The sequence below is a fragment of the Neorhizobium sp. 2083 genome (genome assembly GCF_031455615.1).
Classification (GTDB): Bacteria; Pseudomonadota; Alphaproteobacteria; order Rhizobiales; family Rhizobiaceae; genus Neorhizobium.
On record NZ_JAVDTC010000003.1, the window covers coordinates 255,681 to 272,287 of the forward strand.

Sequence of the window (16,607 nt, forward strand, 5' to 3'; positions counted from 1 at the left end):
CCTTAACTCCGGTTTTTCATGAAATTGCCGCCCTTCATGATGATCGGCATATGGGCGCCCTGCTGTGTCAGCAGAGACATGTCCTTCAGCGGGTCGCCGTCGACCACGACGAGGTCGGCAAAGGCGCCGAGAGCGATGCAGCCGATCTTGCCTTCCATCCGCAGCAGTTTCGCGGCGACCGATGTCGCCGAGGCGATCACCTCGTGAGCCGGAAGCACACGGGAGCGGATCACGAATTCCTCGGATTGGTGTCGATGCATCTCGCCCAGGAGATCGGTGCCATATGCCATTGGCAGCCCCGCGTCGCGCATGATGGCAAGCGAATCCATGCCGGCGAGCCGCACGGAATCCACCTTCGCAACGGAGGCGGGAGGCAGGCCAAGTGCCGGCCCTTCCACTCCGAGCTTTTCATAGGTGACGAGCGTCGGCACCGAGACGCAGCCGTTTTCGGCCGCGAACCTGGCAGTCTCCGGGGTGATCAGGTTGCAATGTTCCAGCGAATGGATGCCGCATTCGATCGCCCGACGGATCGCCTTGTCGGTGTAGAGATGGGCCGCGACATAGGTGCCGGCATTTTCCGCCTCCTCGACGGCTGCGATCAGTTCCTCGCGTGAAAAACCGAGGAAATGGATCGGGTCCGTCGGCGAGGAGATGCCGCCGTTTGCCATGACCTTGATGAAATGCGCCCCCGATTTCAGTTCCTCGCGGGCTGCCTTGCGCACTTCCGGCACGCCGTCGCAGATGCGGCCGAGGTTGCCGAGCGTGTGGCCGGTTTTCGGCGTCGGCTGGTCGTCGTAGGGACCGCGATAATCCGTATGGCCGCCGGATTGCGAGAGTGCCTTGCCGCAGATATTGAGCCGCGGCGTCGGCCAGGGCGCTTCCTGGGTTGCTGCGAGAAGGGCGGAGGTTGCACCGCCGAGATCGCGTACGGTGGTAAAGCCGCGCATCAGCATCTCGCCCATGATCTTGAAGGCACGCACGGTCACGATCGGGTCGGGAAGCCTGGCGTTCTGGCCAAGGTTCGCCATGCCGGCAATCACGTGGACATGCGCATCGATCAGCCCCGGCATCAGCACCTTGCCGGAAAGGTCGATAAGCTCGGCCGAGGCGCTGGCGATCGAAGGAGAGACCTCGCGGATCACATCGCCCTCGACGAAAACCGACATCGGTTCGCTCGCCTCCGGGCTCGTCCCATCGACGATACGGGCGTTTTGAAAGAGAATGGTAGCCACGGGTCGGTTCCTTCAGGCTCTGGATGCGCTGCTGATGCGGCGGGCTTCGAGGAAGGCGGGGATCAGCAGCGGCGCAAATTTCCTTGCGATCTCCACATGCTTTTCCTCGTAGAAATGTTCCTCATGCAGCAGGTTGATCGTGCCGATCGTCTCGCCGTCATAGACGACCGGAATGTTGATCGCGGAACCGAGGCCGAGGCTGGCGATCAGTTCATGATCGAAAAACGCCCATTTGACCGCCTCGTAGTCCCGACCGAGGAAAGGCTGCTGGCCGCGCAGCACCAGATCGCCCCAGGGCGTGACACCCATCGGCTTGCGGCCAGAAACGGGATAGACATCCGGCATGTTGGAATAGACGCGTGCCACCTCGTCGCCGTCCGTGTAGAGCAGCGTCAGAAGCCTGTGCCCGACGCGGGCGGCAAGCGCGGTATCCAGCGCGTCGAAGAAGAAGTTCGGCTGGCCCTTTTCCGCCAGAAGTTCGATCAGGTCGTAGATCATCCTAAAACTCCTATCGATGATGGCAGGCGACAAACTGGCCGTCCGCCTTTACCTCGAGCTGCGGTTCGATCCGCCGGCATATGTCGGTCGCCAGCGGGCAGCGGGTGTGGAAGGCACAGCCGGAGGGCTTCTTCGTCGCGCTCGGAATGTCGTCGCTGACGGCGCTGAATTGGTGCCGGCGATGCGGATCGTGCGACGGCGCGGAACGCAGAAGAAGTTCCGAATAGGGATGCAGCGGTTTGGAGAAGATTGCCTTTTTCGGCCCCGTCTCGACGATCCTGCCGAGATACATGACCGCCACGCGGTGCGAGACATGCTCGACCACGCCGAGATCATGCGAGATGAACAGGTAGGAAAGGCCGAGTTGCCTCTGCAGGTCGGCAAGCAGGTTGAGGATCTGCGCCTGAACCGAAACGTCGAGAGCCGATACCGGCTCGTCGCAGACGATGATATCCGGCTTCAGCGCCAGCGCCCGGGCAATGCCGATCCGCTGCCGCTGGCCGCCGGAAAACTGGTGCGGGAAATTGTCGGCCTGGTCGGGGCGCAGGCCCACAAGCGAGATCAGCTTTGCCACCTCGGCACGCCGCTCCTCCATCGTACCGATGCCGTGGATATCGAGTGGCGCGCGGATGATGTCGCGTATCCTTTGGCGCGGGTTGAGCGAGGAGAACGGGTCCTGGAAGATGATCTGCATGCGGCGGCGGTGCGCGCGGGGCACGCTGCGCATGGCCGTGACATCTTCCGCGCCCTGCATGGCGATCCGCCCGTCCGTCGCCTTCACGAGCCCCATCAAGGCCAGTCCCGTCGTCGATTTGCCGCAGCCGCTTTCGCCGACAAGGCCGAGCGTTTCGCCAGCACCGATCGAGAAGGACACGCCGTCGACCGCCTTCACTTCACCGACCTGTCGCTGGAAGACGCCGGCGCGGATGGCGAAATGGACCTTGAGGTTTTCGACGGAAAGCAGAGGGGATGCCGCCAGGTTATCGGACATTGTCATGCTCCCAGCAGGCCGCGAAATGGCCAGGCGTCTTTTCGATGAAGGGCGGACGCTCCTCAAGGCAACGGGCGGAAGCACCCGGACAGCGGGGCGCAAAGGCGCACCCCTTGGGCAGGTCCCAGAGCGGCGGCACGGTGCCGGGAATGTCGGTCAGCCGCTCGGGGGCGGTCTGCGCCTCTCCGTCATGGGAAGCGGCGCGCGCGACCGCTCCCATCAGACCGATCGTATAGGGATGGATCGGGTTGTCGAAGAGTTCGTAGACGCTGCATTCCTCGACGCGCCGGCCGGCATACATCACGATCACCCGGTCGGCGATTTCGGCAACCACGCCGAGATCGTGGGTGATCAGCACCTGTGCCGTGCCGAGCCGCTTCTGCAGGTCGGAGATCAGGCCGAGGATCTGCGCCTGCACGGTGACGTCGAGGGCGGTCGTCGGTTCGTCGGCGATGATGATCTTCGGTTCGCAGGCAAGCGCCAGCGCGATCATCGCCCGCTGCCGCATGCCGCCGGAAAGTTCGTGCGGAAATTGCCGCGCGCGCCGGGACGGGTCAGGCATTTGCACCAGTTCCAGGCATTTGACGGCCCGGGCAAAGGCCTCGCGCTTGCCGAGCTTTCGGTGCTGGCGGACGGATTCGGCGATCTGCTCGCCGATCGTCAGCACCGGGTTCAGCGCCGTCAGCGGTTCCTGGAAGATCATGGCGATCTTGTCGCCGCGAAAATCCTCCACCTGTCGCCCGCCCATGGCGAGAAAATCCTCGCCATGGATCCTGATCGAGCCGGATGCGATACGGGCGCTGTCGGGCAGGAGGCGCAGCAGCGACAGCGCGGTCATCGACTTGCCGCAGCCGCTTTCGCCGACGATGCAGACCGTCTCGCCGGGACGGACCGAAAGGCTCATCTCCGACACGACGGGAAAAGCCCCGTTCTCGCCGAGAATTTCCACATTCAGGTCGCTGACGGCGAGTGCCGGTTCCATCGTCTTTTCCAAAACCCGATCTTGCATGCTTTCATCCATTCGCCTTGGGGCTCAGTGGGTGGCTCAGTGGGTGGCTCAGTCGGTCGAGCCTTCGATATTGCCGACCATGAAGCCATAGTCGCCGGCTTCCACGAGGTTGCGGGTCAGGTGCTGCATGACCATGATGCCGGTTTCGAACGGCGTCGGGATTTCCTCGATCGTCTCGAAATCGTAGGGGCTGACGACGCGGCCGAGCAGCGAGCCGCCCTTGATGATCTCGCCGTTTGCCGGCGACAACGGCTCCAGCCAGCCGCCGTGCTTCGGGCGGATGCCCACGAGTTCGGTGACGACTATCTGCTTCGGGTTCGGCTTCACTTCGCCTTCGATCGAGCCGATCAGGCGCAGCTGGTTCAAAAGGCCGTCGACGGTGCGCTTCGTATAGGGCGTCTGGTCGACGATGCCGCCGCCGAGCTCGATCGTCACGACCTTGGTGCCGTGGCGATCCATGGACACGGACTTGCTGGTACCCTGGTAAACCGTGCCGGCCTTTCCAGTAGTCGGGCGGTAAAGGATCTTCGAGCCGAAGGCGCGCGACAGCGGTTCGTCGTTCCAGATATAGACGTAGTCGACGGTCGGCCGGTCGGTGCCGGAATGCAGGTCGAGATTGTACTCGATCTTGGCGTAGAATTCATGCGCCAGCGCATCGGCGAGCTGCTGGCTGTAGGTGCCGCGCGGATCGCCCGGGAATTCGCGGTTGAGGTTGAGCTGGTCGAGCGGGTTGTGGCGGTGGTTGACGGCGAATGAGCGCGGGTTGGCAACCGGCAGCAGGATGATGCGGCCCTTGACCGGCATGTCCTTGAGTATGCGGAAGAGATCGAGGATCGCCTGCGAGCCGGTGTTCTCGTTGCCGTGGATCGAGGCGCAGATGCCGACGGTCGGCCCGTCCTGTTCGCCCACCAGCTCGTGCATGAAGATGATGGCGTCGCTGCCGTCCGCGTGGGTGGTGAACTTGTGGCGGAGCTTGTTGATCGACTTGACCATGGACGTTTCCTTTCAGCGTCTTGTCGTTTTGATCCGAAGGTTGCCTATTTTTTCCTGCCCGCCGAACGGGAAAGATGGCGGGGATCGAGCGCGTCGCGCAGGCCATCGCCGAGCAGGTTGAAGCCGAGCACGGTCACCATGATCGTGGCGCCGGCAATGATCGCCAGCCACGGCTCGTCGCGCATGAAGCGGGTGCCGTAGGCAAGCGTCCAGCCCCAGGTCGGCGTGGGTGGCGGCAGGCCGAAACCGAGGAAGCTGAGCGCCGATTCCGCGATGATCGCAGTGCCGAAACCGAGCGAGGCGAGCACGATGATCGGCCCCATGGCGTTCGGCAGGATTTCCTTGACGAGAATGCGGACCGGATGGGCGCCGAGCGCCCGGGCAGCCTGCACGTAATTCTGCTCGCGCAGCATCAGCGTCGTGGCGCGTACCACCCGGGCATATTCCGTCCAGGCGACGACGATGATGGCGATTGCGACATTGACCATGCCGGGACCGAGCACCGCGACGATGGCGAGTGCCAGGACGATCGCCGGGAAGCCGAGGAAGATGTCGGTGATCCGCATCAGGATCAGGTCCGTCCAGCCGCCGAAATAACCGGCCGCCAGCCCGACCGCCGTACCGACGAGGGCAGAGACGGCAACCGAGATGCAGGCGATCGTCAGCGAGACGCGCGCCCCGAAGATCAGTCTCGACCAGAGATCCCGGCCGAAATTGTCGGTGCCGAGCCAGTGAACGAGCGTCGGGCCGGAGAACCGGTTGCGCATGTCCATCTGCTCGATGCCATGCGTCGAGAGATAGGGGGCGAAGACGGCGCAGATGACGATCGCCAGCACGATGAAGGTGCCGAGGAGGAGCGAGAGATTGCGGAAACGCCTGGGTAGAATCATGAGCCTCAACCCAACCGGATGCGCGGATCGACGGCCGCATAGAGAAGATCGACGACGAGATTCACCAGCGCGAAGATGATCGCGAAGGTGAGCACGATGCCCTGGATCAGCGGCAGGTCGCGCTGCGAGATCGCCGTGATGGTGAGCTGGCCGAGGCCCGGCCAGGCGAAGATGGTTTCGGTCAGCACCGCGCCGCCGAGCAGGGCACCGAAGCGAAGGCCGACAACGCTCAAGACCGGCAAGAGCGCGTTTCGAAACGCGTGGCGGATGATGACGCGCTGGCGGCGCAGGCCCTTGGCATAGGCTGTGCGAACGAAATCCTCGCGCAGCACTTCGAGCATGGCCGTGCGTACCAGCCGGGAAATGATCGCGGCCGAGTTGGCCGCCAGCGCCAGTGCGGGCAGGAGGATATGGGCAAAACTGTCGAGCAGCACCTGCGGCCGGCCAGTCAGGGCCGCCCAGATGGCTTCGGGGAAGGGCGTGCCGCGGCCGATCGCCGGCAGCCATCCGAGTGTCACGGCAAACAGCAGCATCAGCAGCAGGCCGAGCCAATAGACCGGCATAGAAACGCCGAGCTGCGCGAAGACCATCGAGACCGTATCGACGAGCGAACCCTGCCGGGTCGCGGCAATGACGCCGAGCGTGATGCCGATCAGGCAGGCAAGCACCAGCGCCACGACCGCAAGCTCGATCGTCGCGCCGAGCCGGCCGGCGATGATTTCCGAGACCGCCTGGTTCTGGAAGATCGAGCGGCCCATATCGCCCTGCAGCAGATGTGCGAAATAGGTGCCGAGCCGGATATACCAGGGATCGTTGAGGCCGAGCGCGTTGCGCAGGTTGCTGATCGCTTCCGGCGACGCCTCCTGGCCGAGCAGGACCGAGGCCGGGTCGCCGGGAATGAGCAACAGCAGGCCAAAGGTGACGACGACCATGCCGATCGCCATCGGGATGAGCAGCAGAAGGCGGCGAACGATATAGGCTACCATGGGGCGCTCCCCCTGATGTTCGTCGAAGCGAGGGTCATGACAGCACGATCTCCTCGAAGCGCCGGGCGAATTTCGTCAGCGAATCCGGGCCCTGCGCGGTGACCAGAACCGTGTCGGCAAGGCGAAAGCCGCCGACCTCGGGCACGTAGAGCGCAGGCTCGCTCGAACAGATCATGCCTTCGCGCAAAACGGTCTGGTCGCCCGCCTCGACCCAGGGGGATTCATGGAAGGCGACACCCATGCCATGGCCGACGCGGTGCTTGAGAAAAGGCGTCATGCCTTGTTCGCGAATATAGGTGAGCGCCGTGATATCCGCCGAGGCGCAGGTGCGTCCTGCAACGAGGCCAGCCGTGCCGAGCCGCTGCGCCTCCTGGGCGATGGCGTAGTATTTCTCGTGGTCCTTGCCAGGCTCGCCGAGTACGAACGTGCGCTCGCTTTCCGCCGAGCGACCACCCACCCGGCAGCCGAGGGAGAGGATGAAACTCTCGCCCGGCCGGATGCGGCGATGGGAGACGATCCCGTGCGGATAGGCCGAGTTCGGTCCGCCATAAACCAGCCCGCCCGCCAGCGTCGGGACATTCATGATGTCCTCATGCTCGTTTTCCATGATGTCGAGCGCGTGGCGCACGACGTGGGCCTCGAGCGCTATCTCGCTCGGCAGCGGCTTGCCGGCCCGAAAAGCTTCGGTGACGAGATCGACGCCGGACTGGACCATCGCGTCGGAAATCCGCGCCGCCTCGCGATGCAGGCGCAGTTCTTCCGGATATTTCACCTGCCGCATCTTCGCGACGATATCCGTCGGCGCGACACGGTTGTTCGGGAAGAGACCGGCAAGCTCTGCGGCGCGCCCGACCGAAAGGCCGAAGGAATGGGCAACGTCCCCCTTGATCGCGCCAACGGTGCGGGCGAGCAGCGAAAAGGCGCGGTCGACACCCGGAAATTCGAAATAGACGAGGGTTTCCGCCGCAACGTTCTGCCGGTCGGCATGTTCGCGTTCCAGCTCGGGGATCAGCAGGATCGCGTTCGTCGCGGTCAGCGCCAGCGCCACCGGCCGTTCGTTCGGGCGGAAGGAGAAACCGGTGGTGTAGAGCACATCGTCGGCGGCATCCAGGATCAGCAGGCCGATGCCCTTTTCCGCCATGCGGGCGCGGATATCCCGATGCAGGCGTTCGAAGAATTCCGGTGTGAGACGTTGGCTGAAAGTCATTTTCCCACCCTCAGGCGATAACGACGTCGTCGAGCTTGCGGGGGTAGGTCGTCATGCTGTCCGGCCCTTCGGCGGCGATCAGCACGGTGTCGGCGATGCGGTATCCGGCAAAGCCCGGTACAAAGATCGCCGGTTCGCTGGAGGTAATCATGCCGGGCTCCAGAATGGTCTGGTCGCCGCCTTCCACCCAGGGCGCTCCGTGGAACATGATGCCCATGCCGTGACCGACGCGATGCAGCAGGTATTCGCTCATGCCGCTGTCACGGATATAGGCGAGCGCGAGGTTGTCGGCGGAAGCACAGGTATGCCCGGCGATCAGCGCCGCGGTTGCCATGCGTTGCGCCTCGTAGGCAACGGCATAGTGCCGTTGCTGCACCTTGGACGGCTCGCCGATGAAGAAGGTGCGCTCGCTTTCCGAGGCACGCGCGCCGACCCGGCAGCCGAGCGACAGGATGATGCTTTCGCCGATTTTCACCGGATGGCCGGTCGGCATGCCGTGCGGGAAAGCCGATCGGGGGCCGGAATAGACAAGCCCGCTCGCCAGACCCTGCACCAGCATGACGTCCTCATGCTCTTCATGCATGGTGCGCATCGCATGACGGGAGACATAGGATTCGATCTCGACCTCGCTCGGCAGCGTGCCGCCCTTGCGCGTCGCCTCGCGGATCATCTCGACGCCGGCCTCGACCATGCGGTCAGAGAGCCTTGCGGCCTCGCGGTGAAGCGCGATCTCCTCAGGGTGTTTACGAAGCCGCATCTGCTGGACGATATTGCTCGGGATCACCCGTTCGGCATTCGCAAATGCACCTTCGATCGGCTTCACGCGGGCAAGCGAGATCGCATGGCCGTAGGCAACCGTTCCCTTGAAGCCGGCGAACTTGCGGCCGAGCACCGCGTTCCACGGATCGATGCCGGGGAACTCGAAATAGACGATCGGTTCGGCGGCAATGTGCTGGTGGTGCGCGTGAGTGCGTTCCAGCTCCGGCAGCAGCAGGAAGGCCTCCGTGGCGGTGATCGCGAAGACCACCGGCCGCTCCGTCGTGTAGTGCGAAAAACCCGTGGTGTAGATGACGTCGTCGTTTGAATCGAGAAGCAGCAGATCGATGCCTGCGGCCGCCATCCGCCTGCGGATTTCGGTCTGGATTTTGGCATAGAAGTCCGCGCCGAGACGCTGTGAGAAAGCCATCGGTTTATCCTGGAACTGCAATTTCGGTCACATCGGGGGCGAGCCGGCGAACCGGCTCGCCATCGGCGTTTCAGCGGATGCCCGTCAGTCCTTGAGGCCGATCAGGCCCCGCATATTGCCGCGCGAGGTCGCCTGCACCTCGAAGGGCAGCTTCTTGGAATAGAAGAGCTGATAACCCTGGTACGAGATGATGTAATAAGGCAGATCGCTCGCCAGGATCGTTGCCGCCTTCTGGTATGCCGCGGTGCGATCCGCCTGGATGGTTGCCGAGCGCCCCTGTTTCAGGAGGTCGTCGACCGCCGGATTGGAATAGGCGCCCCAGTTGGTCGAACCGCCGGTGGTGAGCTGGGCAAACAGCAGCCGATCGGGATCGACAATGTTCAGCCAGCCGAGCAGGGCGATCTGGTGCTGGCTCTTCTGTACATAGTTGGTGGAGAAGGACGGCCAGTCGCTGATCTGCGTCTTGGCATCGACGCCGGCCGCCTGGAAGTTCGCCTGCATGAACTCGACCGTCTGCACGCGGTTGCTGTCTTCGCTATGGGTGGACAGCACGACGCTCAGCGGCTTGCCGCCCTTGTCGAGAATGCCGTCGCTGTTGGTGTCGGCCCAGCCTTCTTCCTTGAAAAGCTTCTTGGCACCTTCGATATCGAAGCCCGGCTGCTTGATATCCTTCGAATAGGCCCAGGACGACGGCAGGATCACGGAAGATGCGACCGCATCCACACCCTGGTAGATGTCGTTGACGATGGTCTTCTGGTCGATCAGCATGGAGAAGGCCTGCCGCATTTTCGGGCTCGAAAGCAACGGGTCCTTGGTGTTGAAGTTGATGTAGGTTACGCCGAGCCCCGGCTGGATGACCGAGCCGAAGCGCTTGTCGGCCTGCAGGCGCTTGATGTCCTGCGGCGCGAGCGGCGCCTGGATGATATCGAGATCGCCTGCCTCGAAGGCCTGGGCGCGAGCCGAACCGTCGCCGATGATCTTCACGATCACCTTGTCCGCTTTCGGCTTTTCGCCCCAGTAATTCGGGTTGGGCGCAAGTTCGATGGCGCTGCCGCGTGTCCAGGATGCGAACTTCATCGGGCCGGCGCCGACCGGCTTCAGCGCGATGTCCGTGCCGCCTTCGACGAGCGCCTTCGGCACGATGCCGAGGTCCAGATAGCTCAGCAAGGGCGCATAGGGCGCAGACAGCGTGAACTTGACCGTCTGGGCATCGACGGCTTCCACCGCCGAGATCGGCGTATAAAGCGCCCGTTGCGGCGCGTTGAAATCCTTGTTGAGGATCGTGGTGAAGGTGAACACCACGTCAGCCGAGGTGAGCGGGCTGCCATCGGAAAATTTAAGGTTCGGCCGCAGCTTGAAGATCCAGGTGGTCGGGTTCGGATTTTCCCAGCTTTCGGCGAGGTCCGGCTTGGCTTCCAAGCCTGGCGTCAGATGGACGAGACCGGAGTAGATCAGGTCGGCAACACGATAGGCGGTCGTATCGCGGGCAAGCCGCGGGTCGAGCGTACCTGCATCGACATCCGTGCCGATGGTGATGCCCGCCGCCTCAGCTGAGGACAAAGCGGTGAAGGAAAGCCCTGCAAGAAGGGCGGCTGCTGTGATCGAGAGTGCTTTGCTCATGTCTGTTCCCTTATTGGTTTGGTTCATTCAAAGCATGGCTTATGCGGTCAGCGGGTCTTGGTCCTCCGCGACGCGATATCGGCGACCTTTTCAGGGCGCTCGGCCTCGGCAATCTTGTTGTGGCGCAGTTCGGAGAGTGCCGGCGCAAGAAGGTTTTCGAGCACGCCCGGGTCCGGCGAATGGCGGTATTCGAAGCAGCGCTTGTTCGGGCCCGCGAGATTGACGACATGGTCCGCGCCGGAAGCGTAGATCACCACGTCGCAGCGAGCGATGATGTCGGCCAGATCGTCCGCATAGGACCATGTCACCGTGATGTCGGAAATATGGGGAGCAAACTCGCGCACGCTGGGGCGCATGATGGCGATATAGTCCTTGAGCTGCGTAACGGCTGCAATGCGCGTACGCGGGTCGAGCAGTGCGAGCGACTGGCGGGTGCGTTCCGAAGGAATGAAGCGGATCGACAGGATGTTGGCCTCCGGCACGAGGCTTCGCATCTCCACCTCCCGATGCACGAAAGTCAGCACCAGATCTGCATTGCGACACTTTGCGCGCGCTTCCTCGTTCTGATGGAGCTGCTCGAAGGTCAGGAGCGAGATCACGTCGTTGGCGGCAAGCGTCGGACGGATCTGTTCGACATAATCGCGCGCCGGGGCCTCGAATATGCCGACGAAGACGATATCGAGATGGACGCGCGGCTTGCGCAGCCTTGCCTGTGCCTGCACCATCGAGGCAAGCGTGACCGGCGAAATGCCCAGCGCTTCGGCTTTTTCCAGCAGGGCGTCAATATCGGCGCTGAGGACACTTGCCGGCGCGATGACGCCATCGCGGCGACGCGGTTCGTAGACGGTGAAGGCGCCGAGGCCGGGCCGGATCTCGACGAGACCGCCGGCCCTGAGCTGCTTGTAAACTTCAGCCACCGTCATCGGCGCTATGTCGAGTTCGGCTGCGAGCTGACGCACGGACTGCAGCTTCACGCCCTTCGGCATGTCGCCGAAAGACAGCATGTAACTCAGCAGCCCATAGAGCTGCTTGCCCACGGGAACGGGCAGCGAGCGGTCAATGCTGGATGCGTCGATCGTAAACATGTGTATTATCCGATTAGTACGCTGACCGTAACAGCAGATTCCAATTTGGCAATAGGCTCAGCGATTTTTTGCATATTTTCCCGGCAACCCTGTTGCGTGCCTGCAAAAACTCCAATTATACCCTCTTTCGAGACAAGGAATTCGGTTCCACGCCATTCAAGCTGCACGAGGTGTATCAATGGATTATGTCAATCTTGGCCGGACGGGCCTGAAGGTATCGCAACTGGCGTTGGGCTGCATGACCTTCGGGTCAAGCGAGTGGGCGCCCTGGGTTCTCGGCTTTGAAGAAAGCGCGCAAATCCTGCGTCAGGCCGTCGATCTCGGCATCAATTTCTTCGATACGGCTGACATGTATTCTCTCGGCAAGAGCGAGGAGATCACCGGCAAGGTGCTGCTGGATCTCGTTCCCCGCCACAAGCTGGTGATCGCCACGAAGCTCTTTCATCCCATGAGCACCGACGTCAACGACCGGTCTCTTTCTCGCAAGCATATCTTCGACGCTGTCGATGGCAGCCTCAAGCGCCTGGGCACCGACTATATCGACCTTTACCAGCTGCACCGCTTCGACTACGGGACGCCTCTTGAAGAAACGCTCGATGCACTGAACGACCTGGTGCGTTCCGGGAAGGTGCGTTATCTCGGTGCGTCTTCCATGCATGCCTGGCAGTTCATGAAGGCCATCGGCCTCCAGCGGCAGAATGGTTGGGCGCAGTTCGTCTCGATGCAACCCCACTACAACCTGATATATCGGGAAGAGGAGCGAGAGATGCTGCCGCTGTGCCTCAGCGAGGGCGTGGGCGTCGTTCCCTGGAGCCCCCTTGCTCGGGGCCGGTTGGCGGGCAAGGCTGAAGGAGAAACCACCCGAAGCCAGACGGATGGCACGGCCCGCGCACTTTACGACCGGACAAAGGCCACCGACGACGCGATCGTCGCGTCTCTAAAGACGGTTGCGGAACGTCACGGCCGGCCGATGGCGCAGGTCGCTTATGCCTGGGTCGCCAGCCGCCCGGCGATAACGGCTCCGATCGTCGGCATTTCGAAGCCAAAGCAATTCGAAGATGCCGTAAAGGCGCTGGAGATCAGCCTCAGCGCCGAGGACGTGTCGGAGCTTGAACAACATTATCTGCCGAAACCTATCGCCGGCCATTCATGACGCGCGATGACCTGGCATCCGCGACCGTGCACGTGAGCGCGTCCGGCGGGATGAGAAGGGTTAAGGGAGGAGCGGGATGATTTTCCCGATCCTCCGCGATATGGCTGAAAGCGATCAGGAGGCTGCAACACCGACCGGGCGCTTCGAAGCGACATAACCTCTGCTGCCATCCATCAGCACGCGGGTATAAGGATGCGCGACGGTGCTGGCGAGCAACTGGGCCTTGGTGGCGATCTCGACGAAGCCGCCGTTCTGCATGATGGCGACGCGATCGCAGAGATGGGCGACGACCGCGAGATCGTGGCTGACGAGGATATAGGTCAGCTTCTCGCGATCGCGCAGATCCTTGAGCAGGTTCAGGATTTCCGCCTGGATGGAGACGTCGAGGGCCGAGGTGGGCTCGTCGAGCAGCAGGATCCGCGGTTCCAGGATGAGGGCCCGGGCGATCGCCACGCGCTGCCGCTGCCCGCCGGAAAGCTGGTGGGGGAAGCGATAGCGGAAATTGAGCGGCAGGCCGACGTCCTTGAGCGCCTTTTCGACGCGCTCCTGCCGGTTGTCCTTGCCGTGGATTTCGAGAGGCTCCAGCAATGTCCGCCCGATCGTATGGCGGGGATGGATGGAGCCGAACGGGTCCTGAAACACCATCTGCTGCTTGGCGAGCTGCGATATCGACCGTTTCTGGCCGATCGTCTCGCCATCGATCCGGATGGAGCCGGTCCACTGTTTGTTGCGGCCGGCGAGCGCTCCGAGAACAGTTGATTTGCCGCAGCCGCTTTCGCCGACCAGTCCGAACGTCTCGCCCTGCGCAACCTCGAATGACACGTCGTTGACGACGCGGACGAGACTGTCGCCGTGGCCATAGGAAACCGCAAGATGATCGACCTTGATCATGGTCATGGTTCAGTTCTCCAACCAGGCCGGATCGCGGCGCAGGACCTCGAGCCGATCGCGCGGATGGTCGAGGCTCGGCAGCGCGTTCAAGAGGCCGCGGGTATAGGGGTGCTGCGCATCGTCCAGATCGGCGGCCGCGATCGTTTCCACGACACGACCGGCATACATGATGATGACGCGGTCGCAGAAGCTGCGCACCAGGTTGAGATCGTGGGAAATAAAGATTAGCCCGAGGTTCCGTTCCGTCACCAGGTCGTCGAGGATGGACAGGACCTGCTGGCGCACGGTCACGTCCAGCGCCGAGGTCGGCTCGTCGGCGATGATCAGCGACGGCGAGGCGATCAGCATCATGGAGATCATGATGCGCTGCCCCATGCCGCCGGAAACCTCGTGCGGATAAAGGTCGAAAACGCGCTGCGGATCGCGGATGTTGACGCGTTCCAGCATGGCGAGCGTCCGCTGCCGCGCTTCCTTCCGCGAGACCCGCTCATGCAGGATGACGGTTTCCGAGATCTGCTCCCCGACGGTCATCACCGGATTGAGCGAATATTTCGGGTCCTGCAGGATCATCGAGATCCGCCGTCCGCGCACCGAGAGCATCTGCTCTTCGGGGGCGGTCAAGAGGTTGATGTCCTCGAACTGTAGCCTGTCGGCCTTGACGATCGCCTGCGGCGGCTGCAGCCGCATGATCGCGCGCCCGACGGTGCTCTTGCCCGAGCCGGACTCGCCGATGATGCCGACCTTTTCGCGTCCGACGCTGAAGGAGACGTTGCGCACGGCGGTGACGACGCCTGACAGCGTCGGGAATTCCACCGACATGTTCTGAACGGTCAGGATGTTTTCTGGCGGTTTAAGCATTGCGGGGATCCAGTATGTCGCGCAGGCCGTCGCCGAAGAGATTGAACGCCAGGCTGACGACGAGGATTGCAAGGCCGGGGATCGTCGTCAGCCACCAGGCATCGAGAAGATACTTGCGCCCGGCGGCGGCCATCGCGCCCCATTCCGCCATGGGCGGCTGGGCGCCGAGGCCGAGGAAGCCGAGGCCAGCGGCGGTGAGGATGATGCTCGACATGTTGAGGGTCAGGCGGACGATGATCGACGGCGCACAGAGCGGGACGATGTGGCGAAGCAGGATGCGGCCCATGCGTGCGCCCTGCAGTTCCGCGGCGACGACGAAGTCGGCATGGCGGAAGGTCAGCGTTTCCGCCCGCGCCAGACGGGCGATCGGCGGCCAGATCGTCAGCGCGATGGCGATCACCGCATTTTCGATGCCGGGCCCGAGCGCTGCCGAAAACGCCAGCGCCAGGACGAGGCTGGGGAAGGAAAGAAAGATATCGGTGATGCGCATCAGCACCACGTCGATCCAGCCGCCGAGATAACCGGCGCTCGCTCCGATCACGAAGCCGATCGGAGCGACGATGACGGTCACCAGGATGCTGATGTAGAGCGTGGTACGCGCGCCATAGACGACGCGGGTATAGACGTCGCGACCGAACTCGTCGGTGCCGAACCAGTGGCTCGCCGAGGGCGCCTTCAGCGCCATCGTCAGGTCCTGGCTGTACGGGTCGTAGACCGTCAGGGCGGGGGCCAGCGCGGCAATGACGATGAGGGCTATGATCACCGCAAAACCTGCAAACGCCAGCGGGTTCGCGAGCAGGCTGAGCCATGCCACATAGGCCTTGTGCAGTCTGGCCTGTTTCGTAGAGGTGAAATCCTCGTTGATGAGCCAGTTGTGGAGGTCGGCGAAGTAACCGGATTTGGTCATGGGAGTACCGGGGTCCTGGGTCATCGGGTTCGGGGATCGATGAAGCGGTAGACGATGTCGGACAGGAGGTTGATGGCGATCGAGATGATGCCGATCAAGAGCACGCTGCCGAGAACCGCGTTCATGTCTGCGAAGAACAATGCGGAGGTGAGATACTGGCCGAGGCCCGGCCAAGCGAAGACCGTCTCGATGAGCACGGTGCCGTCGAGCAGCCCGCAATAGGCGAGCGCTACGACCGTGAGCAGCTGGACCCTGATGTTGCGGAAAGCGTGGCGCCAGATGATCGGCCGCTTGCCGAGGCCCTTCGCGCGCGCCGTCAGGATATATTCCTGCCTGAGCTGTTCGAGCATGAAGCTGCGGCTCATGCGGCTGAGATAGGCCATCGCCGCATAGCCGAGGATGAGTGCTGGCGCGATGACGTGGTGGAGCGCGCTCCAGAACACGTCCCATTCCCCGGCGAGGATCGAATCGAGGATCAGCGAATTGGTCGGTCCTTCGACCAGCCCCTCGTTATAGATGTCGATGCGGCCGCCGGCGGGAATGACGCCGAGATTGGCATAGAAGATCAGGATCACCGTCGTGCCGATCCAGAAGATCGGCGTGGAATGCCCGAGCAGGCCGACGATGCGGGCGACATGATCGACCCACGTGCCCTTGCGGACAGCGGACAGGATGCCGAGAGGCACACCCAGTCCCGCGCCGATGATCGTCGCCAGCGTGGCGAGTTCCAGCGTTGCGGGGAATACCCGGGCGAGATCGCTCGCCACCTGGTTCTTGGTGACATGCGACTGGCCGAAGTCCAGCCGCACGATATCGGCAAGATAGGACCCGAACTGCACATAGATGGGCCTGTCCAACCCCATCTCCTTGTAGACGCGATCGTAGGTCGCCTGATCCGCCTGGTCGCCGACCACGGCGATGACCGGGTCCGCCGGGATCATCCGGCCGACGACGAAGGTGATGATCAGGAGACCGAGCAACGTCGTCGCGATCACCGCGAGCGACGTGGCAAGTTTACGCCCGGCGGACAGCAGCTTCCTGCTGCCCGCGCGTCGCGTTTCGGTTGTCTGTGAAATGCTCACTTGTGCAGTTCCTAGAAAA

At 62.9% G+C, this 16,607-nt stretch carries 16 protein-coding genes; 1 reads left to right on the forward strand and 15 read right to left on the reverse strand.

From position 1 onward, the window contains the following. Positions 1-2: 2 nt before the first annotated feature. The 11 genes from J2X76_RS13965 to J2X76_RS14015 form a co-directional block, all read right to left on the reverse strand. Positions 3-1,232, reverse strand: a complete 1,230-nt coding sequence (locus J2X76_RS13965; RefSeq protein ID WP_310217075.1) for an amidohydrolase family protein — start codon at positions 1,230-1,232, stop codon at positions 3-5. Positions 1,233-1,244: 12 nt separating this feature from the next. Further along, complete coding sequence (locus J2X76_RS13970; protein WP_310217078.1) at positions 1,245-1,730, reverse strand: GAF domain-containing protein; 486 nt, start codon at positions 1,728-1,730, stop codon at positions 1,245-1,247. 10 nt (positions 1,731-1,740) lie between these two features. Next, entirely contained in the window at positions 1,741-2,721 is a 981-nt protein-coding gene (locus J2X76_RS13975) for an oligopeptide/dipeptide ABC transporter ATP-binding protein (RefSeq protein ID WP_310217082.1), read from the reverse strand. Continuing rightward, on the reverse strand, positions 2,711-3,730 hold the full coding sequence (locus J2X76_RS13980) for an ABC transporter ATP-binding protein (protein ID WP_405030034.1): 1,020 nt from the start codon (positions 3,728-3,730) through the stop codon (positions 2,711-2,713). The genes J2X76_RS13975 and J2X76_RS13980 overlap by 11 nt, the downstream gene beginning before the upstream one ends. 48 nt (positions 3,731-3,778) lie before the next feature. Further along, positions 3,779-4,723, reverse strand: coding sequence for a succinylglutamate desuccinylase/aspartoacylase family protein (locus J2X76_RS13985; RefSeq protein ID WP_310217085.1), 945 nt, complete (start codon positions 4,721-4,723; stop codon positions 3,779-3,781). 44 nt (positions 4,724-4,767) lie between these two features. Continuing rightward, on the reverse strand, positions 4,768-5,613 hold the full coding sequence (locus tag J2X76_RS13990) for an ABC transporter permease (RefSeq protein ID WP_310217088.1): 846 nt from the start codon (positions 5,611-5,613) through the stop codon (positions 4,768-4,770). Positions 5,614-5,618: 5 nt separating this feature from the next. After that, positions 5,619-6,599 carry an ABC transporter permease gene (locus J2X76_RS13995; RefSeq protein ID WP_310217090.1) on the reverse strand — a complete coding sequence of 327 codons (981 nt, stop codon included), beginning with the start codon at positions 6,597-6,599 and terminating at the stop codon, positions 5,619-5,621. 34 nt (positions 6,600-6,633) lie between these two features. Continuing rightward, on the reverse strand, positions 6,634-7,806 hold the full coding sequence (locus J2X76_RS14000) for a Xaa-Pro peptidase family protein (protein WP_310217092.1): 1,173 nt from the start codon (positions 7,804-7,806) through the stop codon (positions 6,634-6,636). A gap of 10 nt (positions 7,807-7,816) precedes the next feature. Next, the gene (locus J2X76_RS14005) at positions 7,817-8,992 is read right to left on the reverse strand and encodes a Xaa-Pro peptidase family protein (RefSeq protein WP_310217095.1); all 1,176 of its coding nucleotides are present in this window, start codon (positions 8,990-8,992) and stop codon (positions 7,817-7,819) included. 84 nt (positions 8,993-9,076) lie between these two features. Further along, entirely contained in the window at positions 9,077-10,612 is a 1,536-nt protein-coding gene (locus J2X76_RS14010; RefSeq protein WP_310217098.1) for an ABC transporter substrate-binding protein, read from the reverse strand. Positions 10,613-10,659: 47 nt separating this feature from the next. Further along, positions 10,660-11,697, reverse strand: a complete 1,038-nt coding sequence (locus tag J2X76_RS14015) for a GntR family transcriptional regulator (protein WP_310217100.1) — start codon at positions 11,695-11,697, stop codon at positions 10,660-10,662. Between the two features lie 178 nt (positions 11,698-11,875). Here J2X76_RS14015 and J2X76_RS14020 point away from each other — a divergent pair, with 178 nt between their 5' ends. Beyond that, complete coding sequence (locus J2X76_RS14020; RefSeq protein ID WP_310217104.1) at positions 11,876-12,850, forward strand: aldo/keto reductase; 975 nt, start codon at positions 11,876-11,878, stop codon at positions 12,848-12,850. Positions 12,851-12,964: 114 nt separating this feature from the next. On the opposite strand, the gene J2X76_RS14025 is transcribed toward J2X76_RS14020, so the two are convergent. From J2X76_RS14025 to J2X76_RS14040, 4 genes are read right to left on the reverse strand one after another with little or no spacing between them, the layout of a single operon-like run. Next, entirely contained in the window at positions 12,965-13,741 is a 777-nt protein-coding gene (locus J2X76_RS14025; RefSeq protein WP_310218038.1) for an ABC transporter ATP-binding protein, read from the reverse strand. Between the two features lie 9 nt (positions 13,742-13,750). After that, positions 13,751-14,599, reverse strand: coding sequence for an ABC transporter ATP-binding protein (locus J2X76_RS14030; RefSeq protein WP_310217107.1), 849 nt, complete (start codon positions 14,597-14,599; stop codon positions 13,751-13,753). Then, positions 14,592-15,506 carry an ABC transporter permease gene (locus tag J2X76_RS14035; RefSeq protein ID WP_113131223.1) on the reverse strand — a complete coding sequence of 305 codons (915 nt, stop codon included), beginning with the start codon at positions 15,504-15,506 and terminating at the stop codon, positions 14,592-14,594. Before J2X76_RS14035 ends, J2X76_RS14030 begins: the two co-directional genes overlap by 8 nt. A gap of 20 nt (positions 15,507-15,526) precedes the next feature. Beyond that, entirely contained in the window at positions 15,527-16,588 is a 1,062-nt protein-coding gene (locus J2X76_RS14040; protein ID WP_405030035.1) for an ABC transporter permease, read from the reverse strand. Positions 16,589-16,607: the final 19 nt, after the last annotated feature.